15 protein-coding genes are annotated in these 19151 nt (G+C 63.2%); 10 read left to right on the top strand and 5 right to left on the bottom strand.

What is annotated here, in order from left to right; genetic code table 11:
* Nucleotides 1–109 precede the first annotated feature (109 nt).
* The 4 genes from ACR9Y2_RS34110 to ACR9Y2_RS34125 all read left to right on the top strand — a co-directional run bounded on the left by ACR9Y2_RS34110 (nucleotide 110) and on the right by ACR9Y2_RS34125 (nucleotide 5529).
* Complete coding sequence (locus ACR9Y2_RS34110) at nucleotides 110–1732, top strand: arylsulfatase (protein WP_435046379.1); 1623 nt, start codon at nucleotides 110–112, stop codon at nucleotides 1730–1732.
* A gap of 360 nt (nucleotides 1733–2092) precedes the next feature.
* A complete protein-coding gene (locus ACR9Y2_RS34115; protein ID WP_435046380.1) occupies nucleotides 2093–2407 on the top strand; it encodes a hypothetical protein in 315 nt (104 codons plus the stop codon).
* A gap of 210 nt (nucleotides 2408–2617) precedes the next feature.
* Nucleotides 2618–2959: a PadR family transcriptional regulator gene (locus tag ACR9Y2_RS34120; RefSeq protein WP_435046381.1), complete on the top strand. Its 342-nt coding sequence runs from the start codon at nucleotides 2618–2620 to the stop codon at nucleotides 2957–2959.
* A gap of 11 nt (nucleotides 2960–2970) precedes the next feature.
* Nucleotides 2971–5529: an ADOP family duplicated permease gene (locus tag ACR9Y2_RS34125; protein WP_435046382.1), complete on the top strand. Its 2559-nt coding sequence runs from the start codon at nucleotides 2971–2973 to the stop codon at nucleotides 5527–5529.
* Nucleotides 5530–6106: 577 nt separating this feature from the next.
* On the opposite strand, the gene ACR9Y2_RS34130 is transcribed toward ACR9Y2_RS34125, so the two are convergent.
* Entirely contained in the window at nucleotides 6107–6964 is an 858-nt protein-coding gene (locus ACR9Y2_RS34130; RefSeq protein WP_435046383.1) for a hypothetical protein, read from the bottom strand.
* Between the two features lie 204 nt (nucleotides 6965–7168).
* Between ACR9Y2_RS34130 and ACR9Y2_RS34135 the strand changes: the two genes are divergently transcribed.
* From ACR9Y2_RS34135 to ACR9Y2_RS34145, 3 genes are read left to right on the top strand one after another with little or no spacing between them, the layout of a single operon-like run.
* The gene (locus ACR9Y2_RS34135; RefSeq protein ID WP_435046384.1) at nucleotides 7169–9268 is read left to right on the top strand and encodes a radical SAM protein; all 2100 of its coding nucleotides are present in this window, start codon (nucleotides 7169–7171) and stop codon (nucleotides 9266–9268) included.
* Entirely contained in the window at nucleotides 9265–9657 is a 393-nt protein-coding gene (locus tag ACR9Y2_RS34140) for a glycosyltransferase family 2 protein (protein ID WP_435046385.1), read from the top strand. The genes ACR9Y2_RS34135 and ACR9Y2_RS34140 overlap by 4 nt, the downstream gene beginning before the upstream one ends.
* Nucleotides 9630–10454, top strand: coding sequence for a TylF/MycF/NovP-related O-methyltransferase (locus tag ACR9Y2_RS34145; RefSeq protein ID WP_435046386.1), 825 nt, complete (start codon nucleotides 9630–9632; stop codon nucleotides 10452–10454). Before ACR9Y2_RS34140 ends, ACR9Y2_RS34145 begins: the two co-directional genes overlap by 28 nt.
* Here the strand turns inward: ACR9Y2_RS34145 and ACR9Y2_RS34150 are convergent.
* Nucleotides 10436–11167, bottom strand: coding sequence for a class I SAM-dependent methyltransferase (locus ACR9Y2_RS34150; RefSeq protein ID WP_435046387.1), 732 nt, complete (start codon nucleotides 11165–11167; stop codon nucleotides 10436–10438). The genes ACR9Y2_RS34145 and ACR9Y2_RS34150 overlap by 19 nt on opposite strands.
* Here ACR9Y2_RS34150 and ACR9Y2_RS34155 point away from each other — a divergent pair.
* From ACR9Y2_RS34155 to ACR9Y2_RS34165, 3 genes are all read left to right on the top strand, one after another.
* Nucleotides 11166–11945, top strand: a complete 780-nt coding sequence (locus ACR9Y2_RS34155; protein WP_435046388.1) for a CmcI family methyltransferase — start codon at nucleotides 11166–11168, stop codon at nucleotides 11943–11945. The genes ACR9Y2_RS34150 and ACR9Y2_RS34155 overlap by 2 nt on opposite strands.
* Before the next feature lie 92 nt (nucleotides 11946–12037).
* The gene (locus tag ACR9Y2_RS34160; RefSeq protein WP_435046389.1) at nucleotides 12038–12622 is read left to right on the top strand and encodes a DinB family protein; all 585 of its coding nucleotides are present in this window, start codon (nucleotides 12038–12040) and stop codon (nucleotides 12620–12622) included.
* A gap of 153 nt (nucleotides 12623–12775) precedes the next feature.
* Nucleotides 12776–13300, top strand: coding sequence for a GrpB family protein (locus ACR9Y2_RS34165; protein ID WP_435046390.1), 525 nt, complete (start codon nucleotides 12776–12778; stop codon nucleotides 13298–13300).
* Between the two features lie 29 nt (nucleotides 13301–13329).
* Here ACR9Y2_RS34165 and ACR9Y2_RS34170 read toward each other — a convergent pair whose 3' ends face one another.
* The 3 genes from ACR9Y2_RS34170 to ACR9Y2_RS34180 form a co-directional block, all read right to left on the bottom strand.
* Nucleotides 13330–16578: a hypothetical protein gene (locus ACR9Y2_RS34170; RefSeq protein ID WP_435046391.1), complete on the bottom strand. Its 3249-nt coding sequence runs from the start codon at nucleotides 16576–16578 to the stop codon at nucleotides 13330–13332.
* A gap of 137 nt (nucleotides 16579–16715) precedes the next feature.
* Entirely contained in the window at nucleotides 16716–17552 is an 837-nt protein-coding gene (locus tag ACR9Y2_RS34175) for a class I SAM-dependent methyltransferase (RefSeq protein WP_435046392.1), read from the bottom strand.
* Between the two features lie 30 nt (nucleotides 17553–17582).
* Entirely contained in the window at nucleotides 17583–18959 is a 1377-nt protein-coding gene (locus ACR9Y2_RS34180) for a phosphatase PAP2 family protein (RefSeq protein WP_435046393.1), read from the bottom strand.
* Nucleotides 18960–19151: the final 192 nt, after the last annotated feature.

Here is a 19151-nt window from a genome sequence, read left to right on the forward strand (position 1 = left end):
GTAAGGAGAGACGGGCCATCGCCCACCGTCTCATCGATGCCCGGTGGCTGTCCCATTTCACATAGAATGCGATCACATCGCCGGCGTGCCCGCGATGCCGGAATTACCAATGAGCACTACTCGCAGATCGTTCCTCCGCACCGCGGCCACCGCCGCGGCCGGTCTCGGCCAGTTGACGGCCGCCCAGGGGGAACGCCCGAACATCCTGCTGATCCTGGCCGACGACATGGGCTTCTCGGACATTGGCTGCTATGGATCGGAGATCGCCACGCCCAATCTGGACCGCCTCGCCGGACAGGGCGTGCGTTTCACGCAGTTCTACAACTGCGCCCGCTGCTGTCCCTCGCGCGCTTCCCTGCTCACCGGTCTCTACCCGCACCAGGCCGGCATCGGACACATGGTCGACCAGGCTGGGCCTGCCCCGGGCTATGTCAACGACCTCAGCCCGCGCAGTCGCACGATTGCGCAGGTGCTCAAAGCGTCCGGCTACCAGACAGGCATGGCCGGCAAGTGGCATGTCACTCCGGTCAATCAGTCGCGCCAGAACTGGCCGCTGCAGCGCGGCTTCGATCGCTACTACGGCATGATCCACGGTGCCGCGGACTACTACAATCCGCCCACTCTCACATTGGGGAACGAAACCGTCGCACCCGGTCCCAACTTCTACTTCACCGATGCTATCGGAGACTACGCTGTTCGCTTCCTGGACGAATTCGCCCAGAAGCCCGATCCGTTCTTTCTGTACACCGCCTTCACCGCGCCGCACTGGCCCCTGCATGCCCGCCCGGAGGACATCCGCAAGTACTCCGGCCGCTACAACAAGGGTTGGGATGAACTCCGGCTGACGCGGCATGAGAAGCAACTGCAGATGGGATTACTCCCCAAACGCTGGCCGATCACCGCCCGGGACGAACAGTCTCCGGCGTGGCGCGATGTAACCGATGCGGCCTGGCAGGCTCGCCGCATGGAGGTCTATGCCGCCATGGTGGACCGCCTCGACGTGAACATTGGCCGCATCTTTGACAAGCTGAGCGCCACGGGCCGCGATCGCAGCACGCTGGTGATGTTCATGTCGGACAATGGCGGCTGCGCCGAAGAGATCCAGCCCAACTGGACCGGACGCCATATTCCAAAGGGGACCCGGGATGGCCGGCCGGTGAGCATCGGCAACCGGGCGACCGTGATGCCGGGCCCGGACGACACCTACCAGAGTTACGGGCTGCCCTGGGCGAACGCGAGCAACACTCCGTTCCGCCTGTATAAACACTGGGTACACGAAGGCGGGATCTCGTCGCCGCTCATCGTGCGCTGGCCCGGTCATGTGACCACAGCGCCGCGTTTCGATCACACTCCCGCCCATTTCATCGACGTGATGGCGACCTGTGTGGATGCGGCACGGGCACCCTATCCCGCGCCCAACGGCGGTGCGGATTCCGCGATCCCGTTGGAGGGGCGTTCCCTGGTTCCAGCGGGTGGAACCCGCGCCGAGCGGAGTCTCTATTGGGAGCACGAAGGCAACCGGGCCCTGCGCCGCGGCGCCTGGAAACTGGTGGGCAAGCATCCCGGAGACTGGGAGCTCTACAACATCGACGAGGACCGGACCGAGTTGCACAATCTGGCAGCCGCGAACCCGCAGCGCGTCAGGGAAATGGCCGCCGACTGGGGCCGCTGGGCCCAGCGCGTAGGGGTGCTGCCCTGGGACGAGGTCAGCAAGCAGCAGACGGCGCGGTAGAGTGCGAACCGCGCGCCGGAATCCCTGTAGGGCAGGATCGCCAAAGTCAATGCCGGAGCCTTCCCTCCGGCCTGGCGCACGTATTTGTAACTGCGCCGAAAAGCTATATTCAATGCGGGAACAACAGACGCGATGGCCTGCCGGTTAGAGGTAGAGGAGCACGAGCGTGCACTCGTCTTCCGCGTCGAGGAGACGCCATCGCGGCTTCAAGCCGCTGCCGCGTCCATCGCCATTGGTGGAGTTGTGGGATTCGCCGCTCACTGGCTAGGGATTCCGATGCCGTTGTTTCTGCCTGCGGTGGGAGCCGCGGCTGTGCTTTCCTTCCGCGGCGCGATGCGTCCGAGCCGAGCAGAGCTTCGCGTGACGAATCTTGAATACGTCTCACGCGGAGCACACACCGCGAACTGGTTTCAATCCGAAATCCGAATCCCGCGCGCCAGCGTACGCTGTCTGGAGTATCGAGAGGACCAGCGTGGGCCCGAATCCAACACCTTCGGCGGTGTATGCGCCGTGGGGAAGCATTCGGGCACGTGCGTACTCCCGTTCGTCGACGAGGCGCAAGCCATCAAGGTCATCGAACGGATCGGGCGCAAGTTCGTTGCGGTCGACGGCCAGTCAAGTGAAGAGTCTCCGTTTGGACGGCATTTCACGAGGCTAAATCTCGACGACCATTGAGAGCTTCGGATGTTCCTGTTCGGCCAACGTGCCGCTTCAAGCCAACTTCGGCCTGACCTTCAAGCTTCCGCCAACCGACTCGTATAGGCTTGCGCCGTCGCCGGCCCAACTGCCCCGTTCCCCGGCTCAAGCATACCCGCCTCCTGGTCCCCTGTCGCATTTATCTATTGACATCTTCTTCAGGTGGCGGCATTCTACGCATAGACGCCTATGCCTAGACCTCTAAGAAGCGACAACCTGCAAGGCACGCTCGATCTTCTGGTGCTCAAGACTCTCGCCGCGCGTGGTGCCCTGCATGGTTATGCCATCTCGACACACATACAGCAGGTATCGGACGATTTTCTACGGGTAGAGGAAGGATCACTCTATCCGGCGCTGCATCGCATTGAGGGATTGGGGTGGATCTCTTCGGAGTGGAGCACGTCGTCGACGAACCGTCGAGTCAAGTTGTACAGCCTGACGGCGGCGGGGCGGCGACAGTTCGAGATTGAGCAGAAGCGCTGGGATGAACTGACTCTAGCGGTGAAAAAGGTGCTGGAATGCTACGGATGAAACTCCGATCCATGTGGAACCGACGCCTGGATGAGGACCTGCAAGATGAACTGCGTTCGCATATCGAACTGAAAGCGGAGGAGCTTGAAGCGAACGGCATTCCTCGAGACGAGGCTCTCCTTGAAGCACGACGGCGTTTCGGAAATGCGACTCTTGTGGCGGAAAGCACGCGCGAACTTCACGTCTTTACCGGGATCGAAAGCATTTTTCAGGACCTCCGGTACGGTCTCAGGCGGCTGCGCCGCGAGCCCACCTTCACGGCCGCGGTGGTAGTGACTTTGGGTTTGGTCATCGGCGTCAACGGCGCGATCTTTAGCGCGGTGGAAGCCGTGCTTCTGCGCCCACTGTCGTACCCGGAGCCGGATCGTCTGCTTCAACTCTACGGGACGACAAAGGACTCCAGTCAGGAGGGGATCTCAATCGCAGATTTGGAAGCTCTGGCGTCGGCGCCTTCGCTCGCCGGCATCGCCGCGGAGCAGACCCAGAGCGTGAATCTTACCGGAGTTGAGGAGCCTGGCCGGCTGATCGGCGGGTTCGTCGGTAGCTCATATTTCCGAATCCTCGGCGTTACTCCAGTGTTGGGCCGCGGCATCAATGCGGAAGACGAGAAGCCGAATGGACCGGGTGTTTGCGTCCTGAATTACGCCGTATGGCGCGACCGATTCGGCTCGGACCCGAGTGTCCTCGGGCGATCGCTGATTCTGAACAATGCAGCGCACACCGTGGTCGGAATCCTCCCTGAGAGTTTCAGGCCGCGCTACACCAATGCCGAGGCATGGATGCCTGTGCGCGACTATCCCGGGTATTCACGGGATCGTGCCCGTACGCCGGTATTCGCGCTGGCGCGACTGGCGCCCGGCGCAACCATTGAGCAGGCGCGTGCGGAACTGGGGGGTGTCATGCTGCGGCTTGCGCAGGAATACCCGAAAACGAATCGTGACCGTGGCGTTGCCGTGAGCGCGCTGAGTGAGATTGCGGTGGGGTCCAGGCGCAAACCGTTGCTGGTCCTGAGCGCGGCCGCGGCGTGTATCCTGTTGCTGGGATGCGCCAACATCGCAGGGCTACTGCTGGCGAAAGCAGTGGGGCGCAAACAGGAGATCGCGATTCGCGCATCGCTGGGCGCCAAGACGGGCCGGCTGATGCGCCAACTCCTGACCGAATCTCTGTTGCTGGCCGGAGCAGGCGGCGTCGTCGGGATGATACTTGCGGATTTCGGAATTAAGATACTTCGCGTCTACAGTCCAGATCTTGTCGGATCGACGGAGTTGCGGCTGAATCCACAGGTGCTGGCCTATCTCGCGGTGGTAGCGATTCTAACCGGCATTTTGTTCGGACTAGCGCCGGCATTCAACGCCCGAACACAGGCAACCGCCTCATTGCGGCAGAGGGGGGACACGAGAAGGCGCAGGTTCCAGAACGCGCTGGTCGCCGGGCAGGTTGCGCTGGCGCTGATACTGCTGATCGGCGCAGGGCTGATGGGGGCCAGCCTGCGGAACGTGGCCGCCATCGAGCCGGGCTTCCGCGCCGAGCGGGTCCTCACGATGGAGTATCGTCTGGCGCCGGGTAAGTACGCGAGTGCAGGCCGCCAGGCCACGGTGCAGTATCGCATCGTCGAGAGTGTGGCCGCGGTTCCGGGAGTTGCCTCAGCAGCCTTGGTGGGCGCCCTGCCGTTCAGCGGAAATGCAAACCGGATTTCGATCACCTTGCCCGATCGCCCAGAGCCCGTGGCGATCGGCTACAACCCCATCTCGCCGGGGTACTTCCGGACAGCAGGCATACCGCTGCTCAAAGGGCGCGACTTCTCATTTGCCGATGCGGAGAATTCGCAAGCGGTTGCGCTGGTGAACCGGACGTTTGCCGACCGCTTCTGGGCAGGGCAAGACGTCCGTGGGCGTCAGGTCAGGATATCCACCGGTGCATCGGCTTCCACTCCTGTAACAATCGTTGGCATCGTCGGCGATGTAAAACAGTTCGCTCTCGACGACGGGAACGAACCCCAGTTGTACAGACCGTATGCGCAGGATCCGTACGACTTTGCGACGCTGGTCGTGCGTACGAAAGGCGACCCTATGGAACTGGCGAAGAGCGTCAAGCAGGCCATCTGGGCTGTCGAAAAACAACAGTCTGTATGGAAGGTTCGGACGCTCGAGTACCTGGTTGACCGTTCCTACAACTTCCTCCGGTATATCACTTGGACGACGGTTTCTTTCGCAGCGCTGGCATTGTTGTTGGCTGCCCTCGGGCTGTATGGACTTCTTTCGTACACGGTGAATCAGCGCACATCCGAGTTGGGCATCCGCATGGCGGTGGGCGCTACGCCCGCCGACGTACTGCGGCTGGTGGTCCGGGACGTGATTACTTTGACCGGCGCCGGAATTGTTACTGGCATCGTTTTCGCTCTGTGGCTGACACGGTTCCTACAGTCGCAGGTGTATGGCGTCACGACGACGGAACCTGCGATTTATCTCGGCGTCGCGATTCTACTGTTGATCGTTGCGCTGGTCGCGGCGTGGTTTCCGGGGCGACGCGCAGCGCGGCTGGATCCGGTCATGGCGTTGCGGCAGCAATAGACGCACTTCGGTTTGCCCGTTCGACAGAATTCATCAAGGTGTGCCGCATCGTCCGAGCACTTACGCCTATGATCTCGGCCGCACTGCGCCATGTAAGCTTTTGCCCATCGCCTTGCGCAGAAGATCATGAGGTTCGATCATGCGTTCCATTTCTTCCGTCAGGCACTGCTTGACGGCTTTCGCCCGGCAACTTTGAACGGCCGCCCGGCTCGAGCGGACAGATCATGTGTGAAACGGACGGGACAGATCGCATCTTGGCGACATACACCTGCCCGTCCCCTTGCGCGCGCCCGCACCACGCAGTACCGTGCCGGACATCATGCCGCGCATCCCTGGCTTTCCTGGTGAGTACCTCAGGGAACTGGACATGGCCCGGACGCAGCTTCTCGCCCTGGCCGATGCCGCTCCCACGCAATTGTATGAATGGAGCCCGGCTCCGGGCACCCGCCCCTTCTCCGCCGTCCTGGTTCACATCGCCGTCGCCAGCTTCTGCCTGCTCTCCCGTGAATTTCAGCGCGGCCTCCAGGTCCAGCGGCCACCGTATGCGCGGAGGCCCAGGTGTCCGGTTCGGGGCCGATCAGTCGAGATCCTTCGCCTTTCTCAGCCGAAAGCCGACGCAGAATGCCACGTTCGTCACGATGAGGGTGCAGCCTCCGACGGCGAGGCTCGCAATGGAAAAGAAGGCAAGCAGCAAGTACTTCCAGAGGTCCAGCCAGGATTCGCCTCCCTGAACACTGCGCACGCTGAACGCCACGGCCAAGATGAGGCCCGCCAGGCCCAGCGCCGATTCCAGGGCGCCGATCACGAAATAGCGCCTGAAGGGGAGCGTCTCGATCTGGAGTGGGCCCGCCCCTTGCTGGTAGAGAGTGGCACGATTCCGATCAGCCCCGGCGACGGTGATCACGTCTCCGGCTGCGATTTCGGCCGGCTGGTCTGACGTGAGGGTGAGGATCCGCCCATCAAGATCCATCAGGGCCGCATATCGGCCATTGGGGCCAGAGCGGTAACTGCAGATTTCCCGTACAGAGCCGCAACACTTCATCGGATGAGGCCAGAGCTTGGCCGGTTTGCGAGGACGCAGCCGCAGGAGCTTCCGCAGCGCTTCGATGCTTCTCTTGACAGGATCCTGGGGCTCCTCCGTGCTGGCGACCAATGCCAGATTCTGAAGTTCAGTGAAGAGCTCGCCCGGAAGCCGCTGTTTGACGGATTCGACCTGTTGTGTCAGGTCCGCTCCACGGGCACCCAACTCGTCTTCCAGTACGGCCGCAATGCGGCGCGCCCACCGCTCGCGTACCTCCTCCTGGCTCCACCCGCTGTTCCGCTGCTGCGTGCGGCGGTCCAGCACTATCGCCATTTCGATGTAAGCCTGTTCCGGCGAGACAATGCCGGCGGCCGCGTGCACATCCAGGCGCAGAATGTCATCTTCAATAGCCATCGATTTACGACAAAGATCGTGAATTCCGCTCTTGCGGCAATTATACATCCCGGCACCGCGCCGCAGGCGTCCGGATTCTGGGATGCAAGTGGGCAGGGCGGGGATTCGTGTTTCCTTCGTGGACGCCTGCTGGTTATCGCCCTCTTTCTCCGCTCATCTACACACGACGCCACCCGGCCCTGAGCGATACACTAGCAGTTAGGCATGGTGAATACGCAGGTTCTGCCCGCTCCGCCAGCTCAGACGCCAAGGTCGCTGTGGATTGAACTCACTTCCAAGTGCGCATTCGATTGCGTGTTCTGTTCGCGGAAATTGCGGCGTGGCGGCGGGCAGCATTTTCCGTTCCAGGTATTCGAAAAATTAGTGCGGTCCCTTGTGGATCCGCGCCGCCTGATGCTTAATTATTCTGGCGAATCCACCTATTACCCCCAGCTCATCCCAGCAATCCAGATGGCCCGTTCCGTGGGCGCCTATGTCGAATTGGTTTCGGTGCTCTCGCCGCTATCGGAGGAGATGCTGCCGCTGCTCGCCGCCAGCGGCTTGAACCGGTTGACCGTGTCCGTCCACACCACGGATCCGCAGCTTTACGCCGGCATCTACCGTCACGGCTCTTTCGCTGACCAGCGCGCGAAACTCGAGCGGTTTCTCTCCTGCTGCGGCGCGCTGCCCAACCCGCCGGTGGTCGATCTTGCCTTTGTCGCAATGGACAGGAATCTGGCGGAACTGCCGGCTGTGGCTGACCTGGCTCAAACACTGGGCCTGCGCGACGTCATGGTCTTCCCCATCCTGCGCCGCGACCCCATTCCCGAGTCCTTCTCCCTGGAACTGGACGCGGCCGGAGTACCGCGTCCGGACTTCCGCGCCCGCCTGGACCAGCAGATGGACGCCACCCGCCGGCAGCATCCGGAAGTTTGCCTGACCCTCTCCAGTCCGCTCCCCTCCAGCGATCCGCCACGCCTGGGGCAGGTGCCCATCGCCTATGCTTGGCCTCTGCCCGAGGGTGGGGCCATCCACACTTGCGAGCAGAATCCCTGGGACACGGCGCATGTGCTGTCGAATGGGGATGTCGTCGTCTGCGAAGTTCTCGACCGGCAGCCCATGGGCAACCTGCTACACCAGGAGCCGGAAGAGATCTGGAACGGCCCCCTTTACCGCGAGTTCCGTGGCCGCTACCGTCGCGGCGAAATCGCCGAATGCCGGAACTGTGCCTGGAAGACCGCTTACCAGCCATCGGAATTGCAGCCCTCGATTCATGCCGAACGCGGCGGCAGCGCACAACTCGCCCACGGTTGGCATGGGCCCGAGGGCGAGGAGCATATCTGGTCCACGCAGAGTGCCACGGCCGTGCTCGCGCCGCTCCAATCATCGTGCTCCATCCATGTTTCCGGACTTCTACCCCCTGGCCGCGAATCCGAAGCGAACGAACTTGCGATCCGTTGCAACGGCCGGCCCGCCGGTGTCGTCTCCAATCCTTTCGCCGAGATCATGCCGTTTGGCTTGGATTTCCCCATACGGCCGGCCGAGCCCGGACCATGGACTCTCGAATTCCGCACTCGTCACATCTACCGGCCCAGTGAGCGCGGCGTCGGCGCTGATCAGCGCGATCTCGGGTTCGCCATGGTGCTGCTGGCCTCCAAGCCGCACGTCGACAGCGTGCTTCAGCGGAAGCGCCGGCAGTCTCTGGCTTCCCTCGAGGACTGGATTCACCGGGTTGACCGGTTTGTGGCAGCGGCGAAGCAGGCTCTCCCGGCTCGCGGGATTACACCGCTGCCGATGGCGCGGCCTGGCATGACCGTGCTGATTCCCGAACGGGATAGTCCCGCCGATCTGGCCGCTTGTCTTGGTAGCGTGGCCGCCGCCGGTGTCCGGTTGCTGGAACCGCTGCAGGTGGTCGTTGTCGTGAACGGGGCGCCGGCCCATGAGTATGCCGCATTGCGCGCGCAGAACCCGGCTGTGCAGTGGGTGTTCAGCGAGCGGCCGCTGGGGTTTGCGCGGGCCGTACACGCCGGGCTCAAATCCGCCCACAACGACTGGGTCTACCTCCTCAACAGTGATGCCTTGCTGGAGACCGATGCCTTGGCCGCCGTCGCCGTGCACCGTGCGCCAGGGATCTTCTCCGTCGCTTCGCAGATCTTTCTGAACGACACCACCCGGTTCCGGGAAGAGACCAACTGGTCGGACCTCAAGGACGAAGACGGCCTGGCGACGATTTCCGATTGCATCCCTCGCTCCGCTGCGAGTGTGGAGGGATTCTATGCGGCGGAGGGGCGTCGCTCTTCCAGACGCGCCTGCTTGCCCGGTTGATCGATTGTGACGCCTATGACCGCTTCTACTGGGAAGACGTCGAATGGGGCTGGCGCGCCCGCAAGCTCGGGTACCGGAGCCTGTTTTGTGCCGATTCGGCCGTTCATCATGAGCAGGGCGCCACCGTGAGGCGGTTCTTCACGCCGGCGCAGGTGGAGGCCATGTGGCTGCGCAACCGGGCGCTCTTCCAGTTGCGAAACTGGGTTTCTGCGGGCCGCCTCGACAGCGTCCTGGACCTCCTGGCCGGGGCTCCGGAGGACGTTACCGAATCGTTCACCGGCAGGCGGACGATGTGGCGGATCGCGCGCGGCAGATGGTGGAGCCAGCGGGCTCCCCTAACCGATGAGGAAGTGCTGGGTTCATGGAAACGCTATATCTCGAGTTGCTGAAGAAGAGCCTGCTCGGTGAGCTTTACTGGGAGAACGAAGCCCGCATCCTCTATCTGCGTGAGTGCGCCCGGGACTCCCGTCCGTATCGTTGGCAGACTGAACTCCGCATCGAAGACGAATTGCCTGACTTCTGCCGCACGTTCAGGGCATTGAGTTCCATCGGACGCTTCATTGAGGATCGTGTGGAGAACCTCGGCTATCAGCACACCATGGTGGGGCGGTTGCGGCTCACCAACGTGGAAGCGTGCCTCGAGCAGGTCCTGCGCGAGCAGATTCCCGGCGATCTGATGGAGTGTGGTGTCTGGCAGGGCGGGGTCCCCATCTTCATGCGGGGCTTCCTCAAGGCGCACGGCATCACCGGGCGTCATGTTTGGGCCGCCGACTCCTTCGCCGGGGTCCCCGCGTCCCGCCTGCCTCAGGATGAGGGCGAGGATCTGAGCGCCGATCGCTTTCCCAACCTTGCCGTTTCCCTGGCCAGGGTGAAGGACCACTTCGCCCGCTACGGTCTGTTGGATAAGCAGGTTCACTTCCTCGAGGGACTCTTTCGCGACACACTCCCCTCTGCTCCGGTGCGGAGCCTGGCCCTGCTGCGCATCGACGCCGATCTCTATGAATCCACACAGGATGTCCTGCGATATCTTTACCCGAAAGTCTCACCCGGAGGCTTTGTGATCGTGGACGACTATGGGTGCATCCCCGGTTGCCGGTTGGCGGTGGACGAGTACCTGGCACAGCACGGCTTGCGTCCGGAATTGCGGGCCGTCGACTGGACGGGGGTCTATTGGCAGAAAGACTGAAGTGTGGAGAGTTCGTTTGGCGCGAGATTCAGGAAGTGCTGGTGGTTGTCTCGAAAGTACGTCCAATCCAGATGCAGAAACCGGTTGAGTTCCATCGGGTCCAGGTCCGGGAAAGGCGAGCCTTCCCCGCCGAAGCCTCGGATCAAGGTGAGACCCGTGGGGGCGGCAGGCACGGTGAGGATCCTCAATTCGGGCCGGTGCGCGTGCAGGCAAGCTACGGCCTTCCACACGTCCCCCGTGTAGAATTCCGTGCTGCGCTCGCGAGTGGACGTCTCGGCGTTCAAAGGGATGCTGTCATGGATGGCGATGACGCTGTTTGGCCCTGCGTACCGGGCCAGGCCGTGAAAGTCCTTCATCACCTGCTCAAACAGGTGAAGACCATCGATGAAAGCCAGATCAACGGGGCCGTGAGCGCAGATCTCCCGCAGTGCGCCGCTCTGGAAGAACTCGTCGCTGGTCGTGCGGAAGATTCGCACCTCTGCCGGATGGTTGGGTGGCATCTGTGCGGCCGGGTCCACGCCCACGGCAATTTCGGCGCCCGCGGCGAGACGCAGCGTATCCCCACAATACACGCCAATCTCCACATACACCCGCGGCTTCAGCAACTCGTGCAGCCACTCCATCACCAGACGGTAGTCCGGTCCGGGGAACTGTGCCGCGGCCTCGGCGTCGTGCCGCTCCATCTCTTCGCGATCCCAGGGGGACGAATTCATGATCATCACAATTAATACAGAAGCGTCGACGCTTTCCGTGGCGGTGGGCGGCCACCAGACGAATTATCCGCTGCATAGCCCGGACGCCTTTCATATATTGTCGCGCGAGTGGCTGAAACTCGGCTGGAATCTCGAGCATTGGGCGACGTTCTCGTGGTTGGGGCGGCAGTTCCTCCAATTGCCGGACGATATGCTCCGGCTGGCTGAGGCGGTTTGGCGGCTGCGGCCTGCAGTGATTGTGGAGACAGGCGTCTATGACGGCGGCAGCACGCTCTGGTTTGCGTCACTCTGCAAACTGATGGGGCATGGCCGTGTGATCTCGGTGGAATCGGAACTCCGGAGCGAGGTACGGGCTGCGATTGACGAGCATGCGGCCGGTCTCGTGACCTTGGTGGAGGGTGATTCCAGTGCGCCCGGCACCGGCGCGGCCGTGAGTTCACTGGTAGCACCAGGAGAGTCAACCTTCGTTTTTCTGGACAGCGATCACCACAAACAACATGTCGCCGGTGAACTGAGGAACTTCGCACCGCTGGTCAGCGGCGGCTCCTATCTTGTCGTCGCCGACAGCAACCTGGCGCAACTGGCCGAACTCCCCAATGGAGAACGTACCTGGAGCCAGGACAATCCGGGCGTCGCGGTGGACGAGTTCCTGGAGGCACATCCTGAATTTCGACGCGAGCGGTTCGTCCCCACGTTTGAGGATTCCGTGGACTTCTCCGGCCTCAGCTACTTCGGGAATACCTGGTTGAAGCGCACGCAAGACCCCGCGAAGCCGTAGTTCGCGCCATGGTGCTACGCGGAGGGGCTGTTCGCTCCATCCTGACAATCCCCTTGCGCCCCTCCGCACCGCGGAGTACAGTGCCGGACATCATGCCGCGCATCCCTGGCTTTCCTGGTGAGTACCTCGGGGAACTGGACATGGCCCGGACGCAGCTTCTCGCCCTGGCCGATGCCGCCCCCACGCAATTGTATGAATGGAGCCCGGCTCCGGGCACCCGCCCCTTCTCCGCCGTCCTGGTTCACATCGCCGTTGCCAACTTCTGTCTGCTCCACCTCGCCGGAGTCCGAACCGCAACCGGCATTGAGTTGTATGGGGAGTGGGAGCCGGACGATCCAGTCCAGCGCCTGGCCATGGTCCGCAGGAATCTGGCCACGGAACGCGCCATCGTGGATAAGCCGGGCACGATTGATTTTCTACGACGCTCGCTGGAGGCGGTCCAGCTTGCCTGGCTCGACTCCAGTGACGCGATGCTGGAGCAGCCACGTAGTTTCATTGGAGAGGAAACCACGCGCCGCCGCCTGTATCTCCGGATGCTGGTGCACACCCATGAACACATGGGGCAAGCCATCGCCTACGCTCGCACCTTCGGCATGAAGTTGCCATGGCCCGATCCACTGGCGGGCCTGGAGAACATGCCTGAGCAAATGCCTGCGGATCCTGTGCCCACAGCCTGACTTTTCGCTGGGCTAGGTTCCCGGTCAACCTGGTATGCACGTCACCCTCCGCGTGGGCGCCTTCGATTGAGCTGTGTCCGGGAACCAGCCGGGGCATTTCATCGCACCCCACTCACTCTGTTGCCAGCCTAATCTGAGATCGGGGGGTTCCCGATGATCGGACTCAGGCGCCGGACTGTCAAGCTCGTCGATTTCGACCCTGAATGGACCGTGCTTGCCGGCGCCGCGTGCCTTGCCCTCCAAAACGAAGCCGGCGATCTATTCGTCGAGACCCAGCATGTTGGCAGTACGGCAATACCTGGCTTGCCCGCGAAGCCGGTCCTCGACCTGGCCGCGGCCGTCTTGACCTTCGACGTCCTTCCGGACCTCATCCCGCGGTTGGCGTCGATGGGCTATTGTTATCGCGGCCATCGCGCTGAGACGGGCGGCCATCTCTTCATCGTCGAATCCGCTCCAGACGTCCGGACCATTCACCTGCACGTCGTCCTCGGTGGCAGTAAGCAGTGGCGGGGCTACCTGGCCTTTCGCGATGCACTCCGCCGCCGGGTAGACCTTCGCCTTCGCTACGCGGAACTCAAGATCGCACTAGCCGCGCTTCACTCCGATGACACTGCGTCGTACACGGCGGGCAAAGCCGCGTTTATCCAGGAGGTACTCATCGGCGGGATTGGTGATTGACTTGGGAGTGATTGCGGGGCCGGCAGCCGCTACCTGACCGCAATCGTCGCTCGTTCCGGACTCGACGCTGCACCCACCCGCAGCAAGACAGGCACATCCGGACCCGGTTTCACATCCTCCGGGATTCGTAATTCCACCCGCAGGATGCCCTCCACCTGGCCGGAAACTGAGCACGTATCCACGACCACTGCCTCCACTCCGTCCACCGCCGCGGTTAACTCCAGTATTGGTCTCTTCCGTCCGTCCCTGGTGATTGTTCCCGTCGAGCCCGCTGGTACCGTCTGCCCCAGACCCGTGGCCAGCACAGCGATCGTGGTGCCCCGGTCCGCCGGGTTTCCGGCACTGTTCCGGGAAGTGTCCTGATTCATGGCATCCGCCTGGCCTTGCCCCGAGCCGTCAGTGGTGAAGATGCCCGGCGCCGTTTGCGCGACCGGCATACTGCCCAGCACGGCACGCAGCCCCTGGAACTCCACTGCTACTTCGACGAACGGCCGGTCTTCGATCTCGTAAGGCACCACAGCCTGGATCTCCGATTGCGAAACGAAGAGCAGCGGAGCTGGAACGCCGTCGAACAACAGGCGGGCGCCGCCGGCTTCCTCAGGCAGTCTGCCCTCTTCGTCAGGGCTGGACGCAATTCCGCCCGCTGGTCCGAGATCCAGGCCCAGGACAGAAATCACTTCGCCGGCAGCCAGCGGCTGCACCGTCTGGGAAGCGCGATTGACGACCGTGAAGCCGAACGGAGGCGCTCCAGTCAGCCCGGGCAGTGTGGCCGGGGTGACATTCAGGGCAACAGGCACACTGGCTCCGTTCTGCGAACCAGAGGGCGCGGTGATCCGGATGGTTCCCGAGTATTCTCCGGGCGGCAGTGCCCGGGCATCCACCGCGACACAAATCTCCGCATACGACGCGCCCTGCACTTTCAGCCACATGTTGTCATCCGCCGTCGACGCGGTGGCCGTCGCGCCGACCGGCAGGCCGTTGCTGCTGATTTGAAGTTTGAAGCCCGGGCCGCACTCGCTTGCTGTTGCACCCCCACTGGGGATGGAGCTCCTCAGTGCCCCGGGCGAAACAGTCAGCGGTGGGGGATCCTGCCAGGCCACAAGCGTCACGGCAACCTGGGCGGGCGTGTACTCGGCGTGAGTTGTCGAGGACATTACGATGTTGCCTCGGTACACTCCGGCGGGCAGGGCAGTCGCGTCCGCCGCAATCAGGACCCCCTTCGCTCCAGTGGGGCCGGTGGCGAGCGCCGCACTGAGCCATTCGCCGCTGTCTTCGGTGTCGATGCTGACTTTGTCGGGTGGGTTGGGCCCTGTGCTGAGGAACCGTGTCGAGGGCATGCTGCTGCCCGCTTCGAGCCAGAACATCACCGGATTGCCGCCCGCACTCGTGGTGATCGCCGGCGTGACTGGCTGGGAAGGCAGATAGAGCCCCGCCAGCCTCGCGACCCCATTGGCTGGCCCCACGATCCGGACGTAGTTCAGCGCTGCGGAGAGGCCTTTGCGCAGCGCGGCGGGATTGGCGGTCACCGTGAGCGTCGCCGGTGTGGTCGCCTCCGTTGGAAAGATGGACAGCCATTCTCCATCCTTCTGCTCCTTCAGTATGCCGGCCGAGATCAGGGCCGGCGCCCCGCTGCTGGTGACCTTCAGTTCGACCGGCGCCGCGCCTGAACCATCGGCATTGGCCGTGAAGATCACGCTACCCGCCGGCTTCACTGAGATGACGCTGGCCGCGACGCGTAGGATCACCGGTACTGCGAGCGGTGGATAACTGGAGCCGCTGGACGTGAAGTGGAGCGTTCCTGAGTATTCGCCGGGCGCAAGTCCCAACGAATTCAACCGCACACTGAACGGCGTGGGCTGGCAATTGGCGGAATCCCCGCACACCGTTGCGTGCTCGGGCGAGATGGATAGCCACGGACCCGCGTCATTGGTCGACACGGAGGCAGTCACCTGCACCGGCGATGCCGATGCCCGCACGTTCAGCGACAGGGCATTGGGCCGCGTCGGACCGACCGGCCACGCCACGCAGGCCGGGTCTTCGGTTACCTCCGCGGACATATCCTCGAAGCAAACCGGCTTGCCATCGGTCCAAGTGGCGTGCAGGACGGGCGCCACTGACCAGGCCGCCTGCGGAATCAATTCTCCCTCCAATCCACCCTCCTCTGGACCCGGAGCCCGGAGAGTCATCATCCTCACCGGCTTCGATGCGGAAAGCGTCAAGGCCCACGAGGGGGCAACGCGATTGGCCAGGGACACCGGCGGACCTGCCGCGATTTCTCCGGGCTCAAGCCGGCCGGTCGCGGTCGGATACTGCAGGTAAGCGCCTGCGCCGATGCGGGCTACGTAGGTAACATCGATGGCTTCTGTGGAGGCGTTCTGCACCATCGGCCATCCGCTGGCCAGCAGGGCCGTGCGCGATGGAAAGACCGGCTGGAACTCCGCGCCTGGAAAGCCCGTGCCGGCATGCCCGCGGAGGGAGGAGAAAAAGTCCGCCAGCGTCCCATCCGGATTGCGTGCCACCACCCGCTTGCCGGTCAAATCGGCTGGAGACGCCAGGGTCACCTCCATCGCCTTCGGCCCGTTGTATACAGCGGCCTCCACCACGGCCCCTTCGATTTCAATCGTGGTCTGCGCGGTGAAGCCCAGCCCCTCGATCCGCACCCGCGTCCCCGCGGGCAGCAGCCCGCCTCCAGGTGTCACGGCCTCTATCACCAGGCTGCCGCCGACCCGCAATTGGCCGGGCTCCCCCTCCGGCAGATACTGATAACCCTGCACGTCCTTCCACGGTTTGCCGGCAAAGTTCGCCGTGATGGCAGTGCCGTCGCCCACCCTGGCGCTCACCAGTACAGGCACGGTGATCGTAAATGCAGGAACTCCGGGTAGCCGCCCAATGCCCCCCATGGGCGAACTGAAGAAGATCTCCACATGGTGGCCATCCAGGCGTGCCAGGCCCATCTGGTCCCCGTAGGCGCTGAACACGTCGACTGCAGCGGCGGGCCCGAACACAGCGGGGTCGAAGTCCACAGTCACGTGTCCGCTGGCGATGGGGTGGGGTGAGCGCAGTGCGAAGCGAATCTGGGCGAGCGCGCCGGCTGGCGTGTCTGGAACAGAGATCACAACCGGCAGGGGCGTCTGCGACACCTGTGCGGCCTGGGCCGGGATACAGCAAGATGGCAGGAAGATCGACAGGGTCAGGAGAATCGCAAAGCAATGCGCTCCCTGCTGCCGCAGGGGCAACGGGACCAGCCCGCTTGCCCGCCTGCGTAATTCAGCGGTCACCGTCCTAAATCATCTCACCATTGGCCGTAATCCCAAAGTCCCGGCGCCCGTTTGGACGGAACATCCGCCCAAACGAGACGCTGGGGCCCGCGGCTCCCGCACCGGCGACTTCTGTCCTGCCTGTTCAGGCAGCCAGGTCACCAGCCGCGTGTGGCGATGACTTCCAGATACTCAGCATCGACACTGGTGGCTCCATCGACAGCCTTGTTGTGAGCCGTCCACAGTTGCACCAGTTCATTCCTCAGCGTCTTCTGCGCTTCCCCGTCCAACGACGCAAAGGCTCGCGTCATTGGTCCATAATGTTCGCGGAAGAACTCCACCACCTGGGCCGGTGGGAAGGGATACTGGAACCGGTATTGATGGCGTGTGCAGGTCAGGCCGGTGGTCCCGTCCCCCAGACGCTCGCGCACCGTCGCCTCGTCGCCCCACAGTACGGGCGATGGCATACCCGACGGAGCGATGTGCCGGGCAATCGTCTTGAACATCTGGCCGACGAAGCCGCCGGGTGTCCAATTGGCCATGGCGATGAGCCCGCCGGGCCGGCACACGCGGATCAGTTCGGCCGCCACGCGCTCCGGTCGCGGCGCGAACATGGCCCCGATCAGGCTCACGACGACATCGAACTGCTCGTCGCGGTACGGCAGCGCCTCGGCATCGCCCTCTTCGAAGATCGCATCCAGGTCTTCTGCCATGGCGCGCAAATTGGCCTGCTCCAGCCAGTTCGTCGCAATGTCGCAACCGGTCACCTGCGCGCCGGCCCTGGCCGCAATCAGTGCCAGTTGGCCCGCTCCGCACCCGACGTCCAGCAGGCGCGCACCGGGCGCGACTCCCAACCGGCTGAAGAACTCCTCCGCGCCCTTCTGCATGAAGCGCGAGAAGACGTCATAGTTTCCGGTCATCCAGGTCGTCTTCAGCCGCGCCTTCAGCGCGTCGAACTCGGGACTGTTCTGTTGTTGTGTTGCTGTTGTGTGCATGATGTCTGTTTCTTCCTGGGTAAGATTCGTTTACTGCTGGGATCCGTCGTTCTCCGCCCACGCAATGAATTTGTGGGCGATGTTCCTGCCCAGCGTCACGCCGGCCTGGTTGTCCATTTCGAAATGGATGCCCGCCCAAATGCGCGAGTCACCCGCCTCTTTGCCCAGCGCCCGGATCGCCTGGGCCCTGTCCGGGAACAGATAAGCCAGCACTTCCGATCGAGCTGTCGAAAACGTGGAGTGGTTCGACGGATAAGACGGGAAGTTTGGCGCCGGAAACAGCGGAGCCAGCGAAGGATCCAACTGGGCCGGCCGCGGGTACCAGTAAGCAAACTTGCCATCCTGGCTGGCGATGAAAGCGTCGAACCCCACTGCGCCCAGCAGCGCATATGCGCGCGCCGCCTTGGGTGGATTCGACTCGAGCTTGTCCTCGAGAACCCAACGGCTCAATTGCGCGAAGGCCCACGGGAAGACACCCTCCGGAGTCTGCCAGTACAGCGCCCGGGCGTTGGTGCTCAGATTCGCCGACGTTAACGCCCGTGGGAAGTTCTTCACACCCGCCAGGTCCGCCTGCACTTCGGCTGACGTACAGGCCGGCGGCGGCTGGGGCCGGAACTCCGACGGAGTGCTCAGCAACAGCGGCTTCCAGTTCGCAGCCGCAATATTGGCGGGATTCGTCCCGGTCCAAAGACACGCACCCGTCGGCACCGTGCCCGACCACACCAGGTCCGATCCGTCCGCCCTGATCTTGGCGATCACCTGCTCCGCCACGCGCATCCCCAACTCCCATCCGGCCAGATAGTCCGACGGGTACTCCACCCCGGCGTACAAACGGGACTTGCCCGCCTCCTCTGCCAGGCCATGAAAGTAGGCCGCTTCGGCCGGCACCAGGTACGCCATCACGCCTGCCGCTGCCGCCGCCGTTGCTGCATAATCGGACGGATAGGAAGGACTGTGTGGAACCGGGACCCGCGGCTGAATCGACGGGTCTACCTGCGACGGCCGTGCGCGTTGATACGCATACTTCGCATTCCACGCCGCCACCGTTGCATCGTAGATGGCCAGCGAAACATACGTATATGCATGCACCATCGACCGGCCCACGGGTTGGCCCGCGCTCTGCCTCTTCGTGATGAGATCCATCCAGCGGTAAGAGGCCGGCCCTGAATCCCAATACCGCATCTGCTCCACAATGCGCGGATCCGTCTCCTTCGAGACCTCACGCAGCCAGTCCAGCTCTCCACGCGACTCAGCGGCTTCCGGTGGCGCCGGCACTCCGTGATCATTGCCGGACGAAATCACCCACGTCTTCCACTGGCCTGCCTTGGACGCATCCTGCGCTTGGGCCGTGCCGGTGATGGTGCTGAGTACGCTCAATACGCATGGAATCCAAATTGTTCTATTCATCGAAAACCTCTCCTCGTGTGTAATGAAGCCAGCATTCCTCCGAACGCTGGGTCTGCTGCTGGTGCCCAGGGGCGCAACACACGAGCGCCGGCCGCCGCGAAGCCGGCTCATGGCCGTTTCGGGACGCATCAGCGCCGCCTGCTGTTTTCACCCTCTGGAGATGAGAAACATGACGCGATCGCGGCCCGGGCG

Origin of the sequence: Paludibaculum fermentans, from assembly GCF_051172195.1 — a bacterium.
GTDB lineage: Bacteria > Acidobacteriota > Terriglobia > Bryobacterales > Bryobacteraceae > Paludibaculum > Paludibaculum fermentans_A.